The organism is Streptomyces sp. A18, assembly GCF_059026065.1.
This window is the reverse complement of record NZ_JBWLKL010000017.1, coordinates 81,761-98,136: the sequence shown is the minus strand read 5'-3', so window position 1 is coordinate 98,136 and position 16,376 is coordinate 81,761. Positions and strand designations below refer to the sequence as shown.

Genomic DNA, 16,376 nt, shown 5'->3' with positions numbered 1-16,376 from the left:
AGAACCAGCCCTCAGGCCACGAACGCCCGCGGCGCCTCCACGCCCGCGCCCGCCCCCGTCTCCACCAGACGCGCCGCCGCCGCGAGGCGCACCGCCGCCTCCTCCGCCACCGCGCCTCCCACGGTGAACGGCAGCCGCACATACCCCTCGAAGGCTCCGTCCACTCCGAAGCGCGGCCCTGACGGGACCCTGACCCCCACCCGCTCGCCCACCTCGGCGATGCGGGAGCCGGAGAGGCCTCCGGCGCGCGCCCACAGGGTGAGGCCGCCCTTGGGCACCGAGAACTCCCATGCGGGCAGCTCGCGGCGGACGGCGTCGACCAGCGCGTCGCGGTTCTCGCGGGCCTGGGCCCTGCGCACCTGCACGGCCGACTCCCAGCCGCCGGTGCTCAACAGCCAGTTGACGGCCAGCTGTTCCAGGACCGGGGTGCCCATGTCGGCGTACGCACGTGCCGAGACCAGGCTCCGGATCACGTCGGGCGCGGCCCGGACCCAGCCGATGCGCATGCCGGCCCAGAAGGCCTTGCTGGCCGAGCCGACGGTGATGACGGTCGAGCCCGCCGGGTCGAAGCCGCAGACGGGGCGGGGCATCGTCACGTCGTCGTCGAGCTGCAGCTCGATCATGGTCTCGTCGACGACGAGGACCGTGCCCGCGGAGCGCGCGGCGTCGACGAGCCTGCGCCGCTGGTCCTCGTCGGCGAGCGCGCCCGTCGGGTTGTGGAAGTCCGCGACCACGTAGGCGAGCCGGGGCGCGGCGTCGCGCAGCACCTGCCGCCAGCGGTCCATGTCCCAGCCTTCGAGCCCCTCGGACATGGCGACGGGGACGAGACGGGCGCCCGTCTCGCGCATGAGCTGAAGGATGTTGGCGTACGACGGGGACTCGACGGCGATGCGTTCGCCGCGCGGCGCGAACAAATGGCAGATCGCGTCGATGGCGCCCATCGCCCCGGTCGTGACCATGATCTGTTCGGGCATCGTCGGGATGCCGCGCGCGGTGTAGCGCTCGGCGAGCATCTGGCGCAGTGCGGGCAGACCGGCCGGGAAGTCCCCGTGCGTGTGGGCGTACGGAGGGAGTTCCTCCAGGGCGCCCTGCACGGCGCGGGTGAGCCAGGGCTCCGGCGCGGGCAGCGCCGCGCAGCCCAGGTCGATCATGGAGCCGAGCGCCTCGGGCGGGAGCGGTTCGAGCCCGCGCGCGGGCAGGGGGTTCCCGGCGGGGACGGCCGTCCAACTGCCGGCTCCCCTGCGGGACTCCAGGAAGCCTTCGGTGCGCAGCGCCTCGTACGCGGCGGCTACCGTGGTGCGGCTGACGGCGAGGGAGACTGCCAGTTCCCGCTCGGCGGGCAGGCGGGCGGCGACCGGGACGCGGCCTTCGAGGACGAGCATGCGGACGCCGTCGGCGAGGGCGCGGTAGGCGGGCGGGCGGCGCGTGCCGGGGCCCGCGGGGCGCGTCTGCTGAGAGGTGAGCAGCCTGGCGAGCTGGGTCGCTCCCACCGCCGAAGTCCACTGAGCCATGATTCCCAGTCCACCTTCCTGGAATTGGCCATGGTTGGTATCCCTTTACGAGCCACAGAGTGTCATGCGTCAGGCCACTACCACCAGCAGGGGGGCACACCTTGTCCACGCCGAAGCCACATCTCACACGCCGGCTGATCCAGCTGTACGTCGGCCTGGCGCTCTACGGCGCGAGCTCCGGGCTCCTGGTCGTTGCCGGGCTCGGCCTCGAACCGTGGAACGTGCTGCACCAGGGCCTCGCCGAGCTGACGGGGATGTCCATCGGCGTCATCTCGATCTTCGTCGGCGCCGCGGTGCTGCTCCTGTGGATCCCGCTGCGCCAGCGTCCCGGGCTCGGCACGGTCTCCAACGTCTTCGTCGTCGGCCTCGCGATGGACGGCACCCTCGCGCTGATGCCGGACGTGCACGGGCTCGGCGCCCGCGTCCCGCTCCTCGTGGCGGGGATCGTCCTGAACGGCTTGGCGACCGGCCTCTACATCGCGGCGAAGTTCGGGCCCGGACCGCGGGACGGCCTGATGACCGGCCTGCACCAGCGCACGGGACGCTCGATCCGGCTGATGCGCACCCTGGTCGAGGTGGCGGTGGTCGCCACCGGCTTCGCGTTCGGCGGCACGGTGGGCATCGGCACGGTCCTGTACGCCCTGGCGATCGGGCCGCTGGCCCAGTTCTTCCTGCGCTTCTTCGCCGCCCCCGCTCCATCCGGGCGAGGCGTAGCGGCTGCCGGCGGTCAACCGGAGCAGGCGATACTGCAGCGGTGACCACGCGCGTACGCCATCCCTATCTCGACCACTCCGGCCCGCTCGCCTTCGCCCACCGCGGCGGGGCGGCGGACGGCCTGGAGAACACCGCCGCCGCGTTCCGGCGCGCGGTCGGCCTGGGGTACCGCTACATCGAGACGGACGTGCACGCCACGTCGGACGGCCGCCTCGTGGCCTTCCACGACGCGACGCTGGACCGGGTGACGGACGCGGCCGGGCAGATCGCCGATCTGCCGTGGAGCGACGTGCGCCACGCGCGCGTGGCGGGCAGCGAGCCGGTGCCCCTCTTCGAAGAGCTCCTGGAGTCCTTCCCCGAGGTCCGGTGGAACGTGGACGTCAAGGCCGAACCCGCCCTGCTCCCGCTCCTTGAGCTGCTGCGCCGCACCGACGCCTGGGACCGCGTGTGCGTCGGTTCGTTCTCCGAGGCCCGTGTGGCACGGGCCCAGCGCCTCGCGGGCCCGCGCCTGGCCACGTCGTTCGGTACACGAGGCGTGGCGGCACTGCGGCTGAGTTCGTACGGCGTCCCCGCCCCAGTGCGGAGCTCCGCGTGGTGCGCGCAGGTGCCCGAGACGCATGCCGGGATCCGGGTGGTGGACCGCCGCTTCATACGCGCGGTCCACGCGCGCGGGCTGCAGGTGCACGTCTGGACGGTCAATGACGCGGATCGTATGGCCGCTCTTCTCGACCTCGGTGTAGATGGCATCATCTCTGATCACATCGAGACGCTGCGCGACGTGCTGAAGGACCGGGGAGCCTGGGCCTGACCGCCTCCACGGCGGCAGCGGACCACGGGGACCAGCAAGGGGGGCACGGGTGGGCACCGACACCGTGCGGGCGACACCACCGGCCGACGGGAGCGCCGCCGAACGGCGGCGCGAGCAGCGCGGCTGGTACTTCTACGACTGGGCGTGCTCGGTCTACTCGACGAGCGTCCTGACCGTGTTCCTCGGCCCGTACCTGACGGAGATCGCCAAGTCGGCAGCGGACGGCGACGGATACGTCCACCCGCTGGGCATCCCGGTCAGCGCCGGGTCCTTCTTCGCGTACGCGGTGTCGGCGTCGGTGATCGTCTCGGTCCTGGTCATGCCGCTCGCGGGCGCCGCGGCCGACCGTACGGGCCGCAAGAAGCCGCTGCTCGCAGTGGCCGCCTACCTGGGGGCCGCGGCGACGGCCGGCATGTTCTTTCTGGACGGCGACCGCTATCTCCTCGGCGGCTTCCTGCTGATCGTCGCCAACGCCTCGCTCGCCGTCTCGATGGTGCTCTACAACTCCTACCTGCCACAGATCGCCCCTCCCGAGGAGCGTGACGCGGTCTCCTCGCGCGGCTGGGCGTTCGGTTACGCGGCGGGCGCGCTCGTCCTGGTGGCGAACCTGGTCCTGTTCCTGGCCCATGACACCTTCGGTGTCTCCGAGTCGACCGCCGTACGCATCTGCCTGGCGTCGGCGGGCGTGTGGTGGGGCGCCTTCACGCTCGTACCGCTGCGGCGGCTCCGCGACCGCAGGGTGCCGCCTTCGGAGGCGTCGGCGCGCGGCTGGCGGCAGCTGGCGTCGACCGTGCGCGACATGCGCCGCCATCCGCACACGTTGTCCTTCCTGCTCGCCTATCTCGTCTACAACGACGGCGTGCAGACGGTGATCTCCCAGGCGTCCGTCTACGGCTCCGAGGAACTGGGCCTCGACCAGTCCACGCTGATCGTCGCCGTCCTGCTCGTGCAGGTGCTCGCGGTGGCGGGGGCGCTCGCCATGGGGCGCCTGGCGCGGACGTACGGCGCCAAGCGCACCATCCTCGGCTCGCTCGTCGCGTGGACGGTGACGATCGGGGCCGGGTTCTTCCTGCCCGCCGGTGCGCCGGTGTGGTTCTTCGTCCTCGCGGCGGGGATCGGTCTGGTGCTCGGGGGTTCGCAGGCGCTCTCGCGGTCCCTGTTCTCGCATCTGGTGCCCGCGGGCAAGGAGGCCGAGTACTTCTCCGCGTACGAGATCAGTGATCGCGGCATGGCCTGGCTCGGGCCGCTGATCTTCGGCCTGACGTACCAGCTCACGGGGAGCTACCGGGACGCGATCGTCTCGCTCGTAGCCTTCTTCGTGATCGGTTTCGTGCTGCTCGCGCGGGTACCCGTACGGCGCGCGATCCGCGACGCGGGAAATCCCGTACCCGACAGGATTTAGCAACTGAAGCCAAAGGGCGGTAGTGTACGCGTTTGGCCTACCAGGCGGACCGTTACTGCGCGCTGGAGATTCAGAAACGCTGGGTGACATCTGTTGCCAGATGTGACAAACCGGGCGCTGGTGGGTACAACAAGGGGCGGCATACGACGGCGACGCATGACCCTGAACGGGAATCTTTACCGCCGACCGGACGTTGACCGGATGACGACGACAGCGACACCTGTCCTGTGGGCGACAAGCCCGGGAGGCACGATTCATGAGTGAGCGAGCTCTTCGCGGCACGCGCCTCGTGGTGACCAGCTACGAGACCGACCGCGGCATCGACTTGGCTCCGCGCCAGGCCGTGGAGTACGCATGCCAGAACGGACATCGATTTGAGATGCCGTTCTCGGTAGAGGCGGAAATCCCGCCGGAGTGGGAGTGCAAGGTCTGCGGGGCCCAGGCACTCCTCGTTGACGGCGATGGACCTGAGGAGAAGAAGGGGAAGCCTGCGCGTACGCACTGGGACATGCTCATGGAGCGCCGTACTCGAGAAGAACTCGAGGAGGTCCTGGAGGAGCGCCTCGCGGTTCTCCGTTCAGGTGCCATGAACATCGCGGTGCATCCGCGGGACAGCCGCAAGTCCGCCTGAGGGCGGACTGAGGAACACCGCACAACACCGCACACGAAGGCCGGGGCCACTGCTCAGCAGTGGCCCCGGCCTTCGTGCTGTTCGGCCTTCGTGCTGTTCGGCCTTCGTGCTGGTCAGCGCGGGGGCAGCTGCGGGTCGTCGGGGTGCGGGCCGCGGGCCGGGCGCTCGTCGTCCCTGATGACCTCGCCCTGGACGACCTTGCCGTCCGGGCGGTGCATGCGCGCCTGCTGGAAGGCCTCGCCCAGACCGCCCTGTGTGGCGGCCTCGCGGACCTTGCGCTCGAAGGTCTTCTCCGCCCTGCGGCTCACGGCCTTCTGGACCGGCGGCACCAGCAGGAGCAGCCCCAGGGCGTCGGAGATCAGCCCCGGCAGGATGATCAGCAGGCCGCCCAGCATCGTCAGTGCGTTGCCACCACCCCGCTCGGAGGGGTGCGGCGCCAGGCCGCTCTGCTGCTGTTGCACCGCCTCGCTCAACTCGCGGAAGGCGCGGCGCCCGGCGTGCTTGATGACCACGCCACCGAGCACGACACCGGCCACGAGCAGCAGGAACACCGTGAGCCCGCTCGCGGCGCTCGCCACCACCGTGAGCAACCAGATCTCCAGGACCAGCCACGCGGCGATGCCGAGAGGCAGGAACCTGAGGACGCGGGAGCGCCGGGGCCGGGCGGGTCGGGTGGGCGGTACGCCAGTCGTCATGGCTCCAGTGTGCCTGGATCCGGCTCAGACCGGCATAAGGGTGATGATCGACGAGCGAGCGCGGGCAGGAATATCAGGGGTTCTTGCGCACCTTCGGGGGCTCCTGCGATCCCCCGGCATCCTTGCGGCCCAGAGCACGGCCCACGCGGCCCACCCGCTCGCCCACGCCCCACGCCGTGACGCGCCACAGCGCCTCGGCGACGATGTCCTGGCTCATCTTGCTGTCGCCGTGCTCCCGCTCGACGAAGGTGATCGGCACCTCGACGACGTGATAGCCGGTCTTGATCGCGCGGCGTGCCAGGTCGACCTGGAAGCAGTAGCCCTGCGACGCGACCTCGTCGAGGCCGATGCCTTCGAGGGTCTCGCGGCGGAAGGCGCGGAAGCCGCCGGTGACGTCGCGGATCGGCACGTCGAGCATCAGCCGGGAGTACGTGCTGCCGCCGCGCGAGATGATCTCGCGGTACTTGGGCCAGTTGACGATCCGTCCGCCCGGCACCCAGCGCGAGCCGAGGACGAGGTCGGCGCCCTTGAGCGCGGTGAGCAGCCGGGGCAGCTCCTCGGGCTGGTGGGAGCCGTCGGCGTCCATCTCGACGAGCACTCCGTAGCCGTTGTCCAGGCCCCACTGGAAGCCCGCGAGATAGGCCGCGCCGAGGCCTTCCTTGCCCTTGCGGTGCAGTACGTGGACGTGGTCGTCGTCGGCCACGAGCTCATCGGCGATCTTGCCGGTGCCGTCGGGGCTGTTGTCGTCGGCGACGAGGATGTGCGCCTCGGGCACGGCGAGCCGGACACGACCGACGATGGACTGGATGTTCTCCGCCTCGTTGTAGGTCGGAATGATCACCAAGGCCAGGCCGAGCGGGCCGAACTGCCTCCCCTGGTCACCGGTTTCGGAGACCCCACCGCCGTCGTTCACTACTGCCCCTTCGTTCGTACGCAGAGGACCACCATAATGGCCGCCTCCCGCACGGCCACGGCGGCACGGGCGGTTGATGGGGGGAGTACTGCGGATCGGGGCCCGGCGCCCTTCGGGCCGACCTGGGGCCCGCTGGCTGCGGGTCGACCGAGAGCCGTTGTCTACTGAGCGTCCGGGCCCCACCCGGGTCACACCTGCCGGCCCGGTGGAACGTTCCCTCGCGTCCGCGACGCGGGCGCTGGACCTGGCTCCCAGTGGTGGTGCGCCGGTGCGGCACACCACCCATGGCCCAGCGGCGTTCGACGGCTGCGTGGAATTTCTCCGGTCGGACGTCCTGTGGTGGACCCGGCCGAACCTACCGGCCGACGGCCGCGTTCTGTCAATAGCCGTTTGACCTGGGCCGATTCCAAAGACAGCCAGGTCAGTGCCGAGGATACGCAGGTCGTGCGACGCGCCAACGGGCCGCGATCGGCGGTACGCACCGCCGGGACATCACTCGTCCGGCCGTACGAAGACCGGTTGTCCGGAGACCACCGTGCGCAGGCAGACGGGGAGTTCGGCGCCCGGGGTCAGGTCGGGAAGACCGGGCGTGCCGGAGCGCGGATCGGTCGACCAGCGCGCGACCCGGTCGTCCGGAGCCTGGACCACCAGATCCGCGGTCCGCCAGACGGCGTAGTCAGCCGGCGCCCCCGGCACCAGGACGCCGGCGTCGTCCCGGCCGATGGCCCGCCAGCCGCCCCTGGTGTGGGCGGTGAACGCGGCACGCACCGACACGCGGTGCTCAAGGGTCTGATGGAACGCGGCGGCACGGACGGTGCCCCAGGGGTCGAGCGGGGTGACGGGGCTGTCGGAGCCGAAGGCGAGCGGGACACCCGTGCGCAGGAGGGCGGCGTACGGGTTGAGGGTGCGGGCCCGTTCGACGCCCAGGCGCTGGACGTACATGCCGTCGTCGCCACCCCACAGGGCGTCGAAGGCGGGCTGCACGGAGGCGGTGAGGCCCAGTTCGGCGAAGGCGGCGATCGTCTCCGGGGTGAGCATCTCGGCGTGCTCGACGCGGTGCCTGGCGGCGCGCACACGCGCCAGGCCGACCTTCTCGGAGGCGGCGCGGATGCCGTCCACGACGGCGGTCACCGCGGCGTCGCCGATGGCGTGGAAACCGGCCTGGACCCCTGCATCGGTGCAGGCGATGACGTGGGCGGCGACGGCGGCGGCGTCCAGATAGGCGGTGCCGGTGTGGCCGGAGTCGGCGTACGGCTCGTGCAGGCAGGCGGTGTGCGAGCCGAGGGCCCCGTCGACGAAGAGGTCGCCCGCGGCGCCGATGGCCCCCAGTTCCTTTGCACGGGCGACGCCTTCCTCGCCGTGCTCGGCCCAGTAGCCGACGACCCGCGGCCCTGCCTCGTCGGCCGCCAGGCGCAGCAGCCCGGTGAAGTCGTCCTCGCTGGAGATCTCGGGGCCCGCGCACTCGTGCACGGAACCGATGCCGAGGGACGCGGCATGCCGCAGCGCCGCGCGCTGGGCCTCGGTGCGCTGCTGCGGGGTGAGGGCGCCGAGGGCGGCGGCGCGCACCCCGTGGTGGGCGTCGGCGGTCAGCGGCGCGTCCGGGTGGAAGCCGGTGCGCCCCGTGACGCCGGGGACGAGGTCGAGCAGCGCCGTGCTGACGACGGCCGAGTGGACGTCGATGCGGGAGAGGTAGAGGGGACGGCCGCCTGCTGCCTCGTCGAGTTCCGCGCGCGTGGGCGGACGGCCGCCCGCCCAGCGCGCGGCGTCCCAGCCGTGGCCGAGCAGGACCCGGTCGTGCGGCCGGGCGGCGGCGTGTTCGCGTACGAGGGCCAGCGCGTCGTCCAGGGAGCGGGCACCCGTCAGGTCGAGTCCCGTCAGAGCCAGGCCTGTCGACGTGGTGTGCACGTGCGCATCGGTGAACGCCGGGGTGACGAGCGCCCCTTCGAGGTCGACGACCTCGTCCACTCCCTCGGCGAACGCGTCGGCGGCGCCCTCCGATCCCACCCAGGCGACGTGCCCGCGTTCGACGACCATGGCCGTGGCGAACGGATCGGCGGGGCTGTGGACGTCTCCGCCGCGCAGCAGCACGGTGCGGTGGCCCTGAGGGCCGTTCTGGGGGGTGGTGCTCTCGCTCATGGGACCAGTCTGGCCCCTGCGGGTGCGGGCCCCGCGCACGGGGCTCCCCGGGGCGGCTCAGACCTGTGGGGGCCTGGCTTCGTACGGCGTGGAGAGAACGACCGTCGTCCGCGTGGAGACGCCGGCAAGCGCTCGCAGACGGCTCAAGAGATGCTCCAGTTCGAGAGGAGTCGCCACCCGCACCTTGAGGATGTAGTTCTCGTCGCCGGCCACGCTGTGGCACGCCTCGATCTCCGGGACGCCCGCTAGGCGTTCGGCGATGTCGTCGGGTGCGCTGGGGTCGAACGGCTTCACCGAGATGAACGCCGTGAGCGGCAGGCCGACGGCCTCCGGGTCCACGACGGCGGCATAGCCGCGGATGACTCCGCGCTGCTCGAGGCGGCGCACCCGCTGGTGCACGGCCGATGTGGACAGGCCCGTGGCCTTGCCCAGGTCGGTGTAGCTCATCCGCCCGTCCTTGACGAGCAGCTGCACGATTTGTCGGTCCAGCTCCTCCATGGGCTGAACCTACAGGGCTCTTGATCCCTTCGGATACCTGTGCGCGCGGCGGTGTCATCTTCTCCGGGCATGTGACGAACGCCACATACCTGTGACCGTGTCCAAAGGGATGCCACGATTACCTCTACGACGGGACGGGAAGTGCTTGCTGTGGTCGAGGCCGCAGCGCCTTCTCGGCCCACCCAAGGGGGAGAATCCCATGCAGAACTTGAAGCGCCCCGGTCGCTCTGCCCGCAGTAAGCAGCAGCGCTCCGATGAATCCGCGTCGGCCCTCGTATCGGAGGGCGTCGAACCGGCTGAGAGCGAGTTCGACGCGTACGACACCTTCGAGATGTACCGAGTGACGTGCCCCGACTGCGCGCAGCCGATCGCGCTCCTCGCGGACGAGGACGTACTGCCCGAGCACGCGCTGTGCGCCACGCCGTGGAACCCGTTCGGGCTCACGGTGTGCGCGGGCACGGGCCGCGCCGCGGCCGAGGCCGAGCCCGCGGACGAGTCGATGGAGGCTCAGGAGCAGCACACCGCGCTGCTGTTGACGCTCCCTCAGGGACTCGACTGGCGGACGCAGCCCTTCTCGCACGTCGGCGGCCAGGGCTCGCGCCCGCGTCGCGCGGCCGAGCAGGACAGGCGCTCCGCGGCCTGACGCCTACCAGTAGCTGTCCTGCACCATGGCCGCCAGGCTGGCGTGGTGCAGGATCAGCGTGTCCGGATCATCCGGGACCGCGGCCTCGCCGAAGTGCACCTGGCGGTAGGCGACGCGCAGCATGACGATGGCGTGCCGCAGCGCCGCGTACAGCGTGTGGAAGTCCATGGACCGCGGTGTGTGGCCGGTGAGCCGGGCGTAGCGCTCCTCGATGTGTTCGCGGCGCAGGAAGCCGGGCAGGCCCTCCTGTCCGAAGCTCACCGTCAGGTCCTGGAAGAAGCGGTGCAGATAGACCATCCAGCCGAGGTCGACCTCGCGGGGTGCGAGCGCCGCCATCTCCCAGTCCAGTACGGCCGCGGGTTCGAAGCCGTCGTAGATGACGTTCCCGATGCGGGCGTCACCCCAATTGAGGACGGTCTCGCCCTCGTCTGCCGGCCACCATTCCTCCAGGCGGTCGAAGGCGCTCTCGATGAGGGGCGAGCGGGGCAGGCCGTCCACCACCCAGTGGTAGTAGGCGCGTTGGGCATCGACGTGCCGCCGCAGCGGGCTCCCTTCACCGGGCAGGGACAGGAACTCCGCTTCCGCGACCGGCACTTGGTCGTGGAGGTGGGCGATCAGGCGGATCGAGGCCTCCTCCAGGTGCGCGCGCTCGGCGTCCGTCGCGGAGTAGAGCCAATTCCCCTCGTACGTATAGGGCATGACGTCCGGCGGCACGCGCCCCTCGACCCGCTCCATGACGAAGAAGGGCGCACCGAGCGGCCCCGGCTCCTCCTCCAGCCACAGCACGCGCGGCACCGGCAGGTCGGTGTGCTCGGCGACGAGGCGCATCGTGCGGTGCTGGCGCGGCAGGTCGTAGACCGGGAAGATCGTGTACGCCGCCGGGTCCGCCGCCACGCGCAACGCGCAGGCCCGCATCGGTGGTTGGGGGTGCTCGATGTCGAAGAGGAGGGTCTCGCTCGACATGCCGTTGGACTCCGGGACCCGCACGCCGGTGGCCTTGGCGCCCGGGAGACGCGTGGTGAGCCAGGCCGTGAGCCTGCGGGCGAGCTCCTCCGGGTCGCGGGTGGTGGTGCGGGGGCGGGGTGCTGTGGCCATCACGGACTCCTTTCAGGGCGCGACCGAGTCGAAGCCGGTGAAGCCGCTCGGGTCATGGCGGCCGAAGCTGCCGTGCTCGAAAATGCCGTACCCCGTCTGCCCGTTGAGGGTGAAGCGCGCGGCGTGGTCGATGACGCCGTACGCGGCACGGGGGTGCGCCGCCGGATCCGAGAGGTCGTAGACGCGGCGGTCGGTCCAGCCGCGCCCCTGCCAGGTCCCGTGCTGCCAGTCGTCCGCGGGCGGATAGCCGGCGCCCACCGCGAGCGGCAGCGAGGCCAGGACCTCGACGCCGAGCTCCAGGGGCCCCCGGTCTTCGGGGTCGACGAGGTGGATGACGGCGCGCTCGGGGTGACGGGTGCCGGAGCGGTAGGTGATGTCGGCCTGGGGCCAGCCGAGTTGGCGGTCGCGCATCCCGTGGCGTACGAGCGTGGCGTCGTTGAGGGAGCGGTAGCCGTCCGCGTCCTCCTGGGCGATGACCATCAGGAAGCGGTCGTCGAAGCGCACCGGGCTCCAGATCCAGTGGAAGCCCTCGGTGCCGAACTCCTCCTCCAGGCGCCCGCGTTCCTCCCCGGGTATCGGCCGCACACCCCAGCTGCGGTCGCGGGTCGCGGTCCACTCCCCCGCCGTCACCGGTATCTCGTCGCCGCCGACGCGGATCACCCCGGCGCAGCCGCCCGCCTGGACGAAGCGGCGCCCTTCGAGGGAGAGCCGGTCACCGCGCCGCTGGATGTGGTGCGGTTCCCAGAGGGCGGGGAAGCCCGCGGTCCACGTGATGTCGTACGAGAGCGATCCGGGGTCGTCGGGGTCGGCCGCGCATGTCAGGCGCAGTCGCCGCAGCGGTTCCTCGACGGTGATGGTCAACGGACCGACGGAGAGGTTCATCCGGTCGTCGCCCAGCGCGTCCGACGCGCGTACGGCGTGGAGCGTATCTCCTCTGCGTAGAGTGGCGTACGCGTCGACCACACCGACGTTCGGGTAGACGCCGAGCCCGAGGATGAGGAGCGAGCGCCCCTCATGGTCGAAGAGGTGGAAGATGCAGCGGTCGTAGGCGTTGCGGTCGCCCGTCGCGACCTGCTTCATGGACAGCGGCACCTGATGGATCGGGTACTCGTCGAGCGGAACAGGACGGTCCTCTGCCACGGCAAACCTCCCTGGACGCACGGCAGTTGGCGTCTGCGGGGCGGATATCGGGCCCCCGGCGCGGAGTTGACGGTACGTCAGGCGGCGCGACGGAGCCAGACACGTGTCAGGCCGCGTTCGCGGACGGCTGGGCCACGGGGAGGCGTCGAGCCGCGGGGCGCCGTACGGGGCTTGCGCGCCACCGTACGGGCACGCCGCGAACTCACGCTCGAATTCGACCGGGGGTGACCTGTCCCCCGCGGGGCGCGTTGGCCGCGTATGACCACCCCCACGCCGGTGCCCGTCGCACATCCGTCGACCGGCCGCCGCAGGCGCACACTCCTGACGGCTACCGCGCCGTCCGCAGAATCGGTTCCCCCGCACCCTCAGCAGCCGCCGCGCCCCCAGCCGCCCCAGCATCAGCCCCAGCCCCAGCCGCCACACCTGCCGGATCCGCCCATCTACCGCGCCCTCATCCGGAACTGGGCCGAGCGGGGCAAGACCCTGCCGGGGCGCCACGACCCGGAGTGGGTGCGGCTCGCGGCGCCTCTGGTCAGGCGCGGCCAGTTCAGCGCGAGTCGGGACCCGCGAGGTGACGGGCGATGACCATCCGCTGGATCTGATTGGTGCCCTCGACGATCTGCAGCACCTTGGCCTCGCGCATGAAGCGCTCCACCGGGAAGTCCGCGGTGTAGCCATAGCCGCCGAGCACCTGCACGGCGTCCGTCGTGACCTTCATCGCGGCGTCCGTGCACAGCAGCTTGGCCATGGCCGCCTGCTTGGAGAACGGCCTGCCCGCGTCGCGCAGCCGCGCCGCGGCCAGATAGAGCGCCCGGCCCGCCTCGATCTGCGTCGCCATGTCCGCGAGCATGAACCTAAGGCCCTGGAAGTCCGCGATCGGCCGTCCGAACTGCTGCCGCTCCGTGGCATATCGAAGCGCTTCGTCGAGCGCCGCCTGCGCCACGCCGATCGCACACGCCGCGATGCCGAGCCGCCCGCCGTCGAGCGCGGAGAGCGCGATCGCGAAGCCCTGGCCTTCCTCGCCGATGCGCCGGGCGTCGGAGACCCGCACCCCGTCGAAGTGGATCTGAGCGGTGGGTGAGCCCTTCATGCCCATCTTCTTCTCGGGCAGCGCCGCACTCAGGCCCTCGACGTCGCCCGGCACCAGGAACGCGGAGATGCCGCGGGCGCCTTCGCCGCCGGTGCGGGCGAGCACGGTGTAGAAGTCGGCGACTCCGCCGTGCGTGATCCACGCCTTCGTTCCGCTGATCACCCAGTCGTCGCCGTCGCGCACGGCCTTGGTCCGCAGGGAGGCCGCGTCCGAGCCGGACGCAGGCTCGGAGAGGCAGTACGCCCCGAGCAGTCCGCCGCCCAGCATCGCGGGCAGGTGTTCGGCCTGCTGCTCCTTGGTGCCGTATCCCGCGAGGGCGTGGCAGGACAGGGAGTGGACGCTGACGCCGAGACCGACGGTGAGCCGGGCGGCGGCGAGCTCCTCAAGGACCTGGAGATAGACCTCGTACGGCTGGTCGCCGCCGCCGAATTCGGAGGCGTACGGAAGTCCGAGCAGTCCGGAGTCGGACAGGAGGCTGAAGACCTCGCGCGGGAAGCGCCCGGCGTCCTCCTCTTCGGCCGCGCGGGGAGCTATCTCCCGTTGGACGAGTTCACGGACGAGCGAGAACAGATCCCGCGCCTCGTCCGTGGGCAGCTGACGGTCCACGGACTGCTGCAAGGTTCGCTCAGGCATGGCGATCGCATCCTCCCTTTCGGCACTGCGGCGGACCCGCGGGATAGTGCGGCGCCACCGTGTCTCACACCTCGGCCCGTGGCGCCCTTCCGGGTCGCGGAAGGGGCTGTGACCAGCGGCTGTGGCGCGTTGAGTATGCCCGATCGGCGGCGGCCAGTCACTAGTTAACGACCGCTTACTCAAAAGATAACCGACAGCCGCACGAGGGGCGCGGAATTGGTCCGAACCATTGACCCCACTGGTCTAGTCCTCCTAGAGTCCAGCCGAACGCCTTACCGCGTTCATGCCAATTCAAGATTCACTGATCTCGTCCGGCATTCGCAGGTCAAAAGCACCATGTCCCCCCATGCGCCCTCTCCCCCCACGAGGAGAAACGATGCTCAGACCGCACCTCCCCCGCACCCCCTTCCGGGCGCTCGTCGCCACCGTGTGTTGTGCCGTGCTCGGCGGGGGCCTGCTCGCCGGCGCGGGCACCGCCACCGCAGGCCCTGACTCCGGTTCCGACAAGGCCGCGAGCGCCAAGGCCGCGGCCGGTTCCAAGGTCGTCGGGTACTTCACCGAATGGGGTGTCTACGACCGGAACTACCACGTCAAGAACATCGAGACGTCCGGCTCGGCCGACAAGCTCACGCACATCAACTACGCCTTCGGCAACGTCCAGGGCGGCAAGTGCACGACGGGCGACGCCTACGCGGCGACCGACAAGGCCTACACCGCCGACCAGTCCGTCGACGGCGTCGCCGACACCTGGGACCAGGAACTACGCGGCAACTTCAACCAGCTGCGCAAGCTCAAGAAGCTCCACCCGGACCTCAAGGTCCTGTGGTCCTTCGGCGGCTGGACCTGGTCGGGCGGCTTCACCGAGGCCGCCAAGAACCCGGCGGCCTTCGCCCAGTCCTGCTACGACCTGGTCGAGAACTCCAAGTGGTCCGATGTCTTCGACGGCATCGACATCGACTGGGAGTACCCCAACGCCTGCGGTCTGACCTGTGACACCAGCGGGCGAGCGGCGTACAAGGACCTGATGTCCGCGGTGCGTTCGAAGTTCGGCTCCGACAACCTCGTCACCGCGGCCATCCCGGCCGATGCCGAGGAGGGCGGCAAGATCGACGCCGCCGACTACGCGGGCGCCGCCCAGTACGTCGACTGGTACAACCCGATGACGTACGACTACTTCGGCGCCTGGGAGGCGAAGGGCCCGACCGCCCCGCACTCGCCGCTGAAGACGTACGAGGGTGCGCCCAAGGCGAACTGGAACACCGACGCCACGATCAAGAAGCTCCAGGGTCTCGGCGTCCCGTCCGACAAGCTGCTGCTCGGCATCGGCTTCTACGGCCGCGGCTGGACGGGCGTCACGCAGAAGGAGCCCGGCGGCACCGCGACCGGGGCCGCCGCGGGCAAGTACGAGGCGGGCATCGACGACTACAAGGAACTCAAAGCCAAGTGCCCGGCCAACGGCACGGTCGGCGGGACCGCGTACGCGCACTGCGGGAACAACTGGTGGAGCTACGACACCCCGGCCACCATCGCGGGGAAGATGGACTACAAGAACCAGGCCGGTCTCGGCGGCACCTTCTTCTGGGAGCTCAGCGGTGACACGGCTGACGGCGAGCTGATCAAGGCCATCAACTGATCGGTCCTTCGCAGGAGTTGGGGGGCGGGGGCCGAGCGGCTCCCGCCCCTACCCCATAGGCCCGCACCTCATAGGCCCGCACCTCATGACCCGCACCTCATGGCCGGTTCCTCAAGGCCGCGGCGGGGGCGGGGAACGACGGCTCGAAGTCCTCGATGACGCGCAGGGTGTCGCCGAGGGTCCGCACGAGGAGGCCGCAGACCGTCTCGCGCGCCAGACCCCGCTGCCCGATCCAGTCGAGCGTGACGCCCTCGACGCTGCACAGCCAGCCGAGCAGCGCCGTGCGCGCCAGCTCCGGGATGTCGCGACGGCCGTACGCCCCGTCGGCGATCGCCCCGATCAGGGCCTCGCGCACGCCGTCCCGTATGGCGTGCACCTCGGCGTCGAAGCCGACACCACCGCTGATGATGGCGCGGTACGCCGCTTGATGGTGCTCGGCATAGCGCAGATAGCCGTCGATGGTGCCGTGCACCCGCTCGACGGGAGGCAGGTCGCCGTGGCGCCCGGCACGCTCGACGAGTTCGGCGACGGAGTCCTCGATGATCGCGAGGTAGTAGCCGCGTTTGGACTTGAAGTAGTAGTAGATCAGCCCCTTGGCGACGCAGGCCTGCTTGGCGATGTCGTCCATCGAGAGCGCGTCGTAGGACGTGTCGGCGAACAACTTCCGCCCGATGCTGATGAGTTCGGCTCGGCGCGCCACGGACCGGTCGGTGCCGCGTGCCTGCGGGCGAGCGTCCGCGGGACGGTCGGTGCCGCGCTGTTGACTATTATTCAATTTCGGCCCTAGTCTCCAACTGCCTCGGGAATCCGCAGTATGGCAGAAGCACGCCACCT

The 16,376-nt window shown here is 70.9% G+C and carries 15 protein-coding genes; 6 read left to right on the top strand and 9 right to left on the bottom strand.

Features of this window, described 5'->3' with window-relative positions; genetic code table 11:
* Positions 1–11: 11 nt before the first annotated feature.
* Positions 12–1,511, bottom strand: a complete 1,500-nt coding sequence (locus AC5P1C_RS25180; protein ID WP_493868189.1) for an SCO1417 family PLP biosynthesis transcription factor — start codon at positions 1,509–1,511, stop codon at positions 12–14.
* A gap of 101 nt (positions 1,512–1,612) precedes the next feature.
* Between AC5P1C_RS25180 and yczE the strand changes: the two genes are divergently transcribed.
* The 4 genes from yczE to AC5P1C_RS25160 all read left to right on the top strand — a co-directional run bounded on the left by yczE (position 1,613) and on the right by AC5P1C_RS25160 (position 5,066).
* On the top strand, positions 1,613–2,269 hold the full coding sequence (yczE, locus tag AC5P1C_RS25175; RefSeq protein WP_493868188.1) for a membrane protein YczE: 657 nt from the start codon (positions 1,613–1,615) through the stop codon (positions 2,267–2,269).
* The gene (locus tag AC5P1C_RS25170; protein ID WP_493868187.1) at positions 2,266–3,033 is read left to right on the top strand and encodes a glycerophosphodiester phosphodiesterase family protein; all 768 of its coding nucleotides are present in this window, start codon (positions 2,266–2,268) and stop codon (positions 3,031–3,033) included. The genes yczE and AC5P1C_RS25170 overlap by 4 nt, the downstream gene beginning before the upstream one ends.
* Before the next feature lie 49 nt (positions 3,034–3,082).
* Complete coding sequence (locus AC5P1C_RS25165) at positions 3,083–4,435, top strand: MFS transporter (protein ID WP_493868186.1); 1,353 nt, start codon at positions 3,083–3,085, stop codon at positions 4,433–4,435.
* 256 nt (positions 4,436–4,691) lie between these two features.
* Positions 4,692–5,066 carry an RNA polymerase-binding protein RbpA gene (locus AC5P1C_RS25160; RefSeq protein WP_030360404.1) on the top strand — a complete coding sequence of 125 codons (375 nt, stop codon included), beginning with the start codon at positions 4,692–4,694 and terminating at the stop codon, positions 5,064–5,066.
* A gap of 113 nt (positions 5,067–5,179) precedes the next feature.
* Here the strand turns inward: AC5P1C_RS25160 and fxsA are convergent, their stop codons facing one another.
* The 4 genes from fxsA to AC5P1C_RS25140 all read right to left on the bottom strand — a co-directional run bounded on the left by fxsA (position 5,180) and on the right by AC5P1C_RS25140 (position 9,308).
* Positions 5,180–5,761, bottom strand: coding sequence for an FxsA family membrane protein (gene fxsA, locus AC5P1C_RS25155; RefSeq protein ID WP_493868185.1), 582 nt, complete (start codon positions 5,759–5,761; stop codon positions 5,180–5,182).
* Positions 5,762–5,834: 73 nt separating this feature from the next.
* Positions 5,835–6,674 carry a polyprenol monophosphomannose synthase gene (locus AC5P1C_RS25150; RefSeq protein ID WP_493868184.1) on the bottom strand — a complete coding sequence of 280 codons (840 nt, stop codon included), beginning with the start codon at positions 6,672–6,674 and terminating at the stop codon, positions 5,835–5,837.
* A 492-nt stretch (positions 6,675–7,166) separates the two neighbouring features.
* Positions 7,167–8,810, bottom strand: a complete 1,644-nt coding sequence (locus AC5P1C_RS25145) for an amidohydrolase (protein WP_493868183.1) — start codon at positions 8,808–8,810, stop codon at positions 7,167–7,169.
* A 57-nt stretch (positions 8,811–8,867) separates the two neighbouring features.
* Complete coding sequence (locus AC5P1C_RS25140) at positions 8,868–9,308, bottom strand: Lrp/AsnC family transcriptional regulator (RefSeq protein WP_030789227.1); 441 nt, start codon at positions 9,306–9,308, stop codon at positions 8,868–8,870.
* Between the two features lie 199 nt (positions 9,309–9,507).
* On the opposite strand from AC5P1C_RS25140, the gene AC5P1C_RS25135 reads away from it, so the two are divergent.
* On the top strand, positions 9,508–9,951 hold the full coding sequence (locus tag AC5P1C_RS25135; protein ID WP_493868182.1) for a hypothetical protein: 444 nt from the start codon (positions 9,508–9,510) through the stop codon (positions 9,949–9,951).
* Between the two features lie 3 nt (positions 9,952–9,954).
* Here AC5P1C_RS25135 and AC5P1C_RS25130 read toward each other — a convergent pair whose 3' ends face one another.
* The 3 genes from AC5P1C_RS25130 to AC5P1C_RS25120 form a co-directional block, all read right to left on the bottom strand.
* The gene (locus AC5P1C_RS25130; RefSeq protein ID WP_493868181.1) at positions 9,955–11,046 is read right to left on the bottom strand and encodes a phosphotransferase family protein; all 1,092 of its coding nucleotides are present in this window, start codon (positions 11,044–11,046) and stop codon (positions 9,955–9,957) included.
* A 12-nt stretch (positions 11,047–11,058) separates the two neighbouring features.
* On the bottom strand, positions 11,059–12,186 hold the full coding sequence (locus AC5P1C_RS25125) for an Rv3169 family protein (RefSeq protein ID WP_493868180.1): 1,128 nt from the start codon (positions 12,184–12,186) through the stop codon (positions 11,059–11,061).
* Between the two features lie 547 nt (positions 12,187–12,733).
* Positions 12,734–13,909: an acyl-CoA dehydrogenase family protein gene (locus AC5P1C_RS25120; RefSeq protein ID WP_493868179.1), complete on the bottom strand. Its 1,176-nt coding sequence runs from the start codon at positions 13,907–13,909 to the stop codon at positions 12,734–12,736.
* Positions 13,910–14,285: 376 nt separating this feature from the next.
* Between AC5P1C_RS25120 and AC5P1C_RS25115 the strand changes: the two genes are divergently transcribed.
* Positions 14,286–15,542, top strand: a complete 1,257-nt coding sequence (locus tag AC5P1C_RS25115) for a glycoside hydrolase family 18 protein (RefSeq protein WP_493868178.1) — start codon at positions 14,286–14,288, stop codon at positions 15,540–15,542.
* A gap of 97 nt (positions 15,543–15,639) precedes the next feature.
* On the opposite strand, the gene AC5P1C_RS25110 is transcribed toward AC5P1C_RS25115, so the two are convergent.
* Entirely contained in the window at positions 15,640–16,317 is a 678-nt protein-coding gene (locus tag AC5P1C_RS25110) for a TetR/AcrR family transcriptional regulator (RefSeq protein ID WP_493868177.1), read from the bottom strand.
* Positions 16,318–16,376 lie beyond the last annotated feature (59 nt).

Excerpts from the sequence above, each read along its gene's own strand:
- AC5P1C_RS25180 (WP_493868189.1), bottom strand. The coding sequence starts at position 1,511 with ATGGCTCAGTGGACTTCGGCGGTGGGAGCGACCCAGCTCGCCAGGCTG.
- AC5P1C_RS25160 (WP_030360404.1), top strand. The coding sequence starts at position 4,692 with ATGAGTGAGCGAGCTCTTCGCGGCACGCGCCTCGTGGTGACCAGCTAC.
- fxsA (WP_493868185.1), bottom strand. The coding sequence starts at position 5,761 with ATGACGACTGGCGTACCGCCCACCCGACCCGCCCGGCCCCGGCGCTCC.
- AC5P1C_RS25145 (WP_493868183.1), bottom strand. The coding sequence starts at position 8,810 with ATGAGCGAGAGCACCACCCCCCAGAACGGCCCTCAGGGCCACCGCACC.
- AC5P1C_RS25140 (WP_030789227.1), bottom strand. The coding sequence starts at position 9,308 with ATGGAGGAGCTGGACCGACAAATCGTGCAGCTGCTCGTCAAGGACGGG.
- AC5P1C_RS25135 (WP_493868182.1), top strand. The coding sequence starts at position 9,508 with ATGCAGAACTTGAAGCGCCCCGGTCGCTCTGCCCGCAGTAAGCAGCAG.
- AC5P1C_RS25130 (WP_493868181.1), bottom strand. The coding sequence starts at position 11,046 with ATGGCCACAGCACCCCGCCCCCGCACCACCACCCGCGACCCGGAGGAG.
- AC5P1C_RS25120 (WP_493868179.1), bottom strand. The coding sequence starts at position 13,909 with ATGCCTGAGCGAACCTTGCAGCAGTCCGTGGACCGTCAGCTGCCCACG.
- AC5P1C_RS25115 (WP_493868178.1), top strand. The coding sequence starts at position 14,286 with ATGCTCAGACCGCACCTCCCCCGCACCCCCTTCCGGGCGCTCGTCGCC.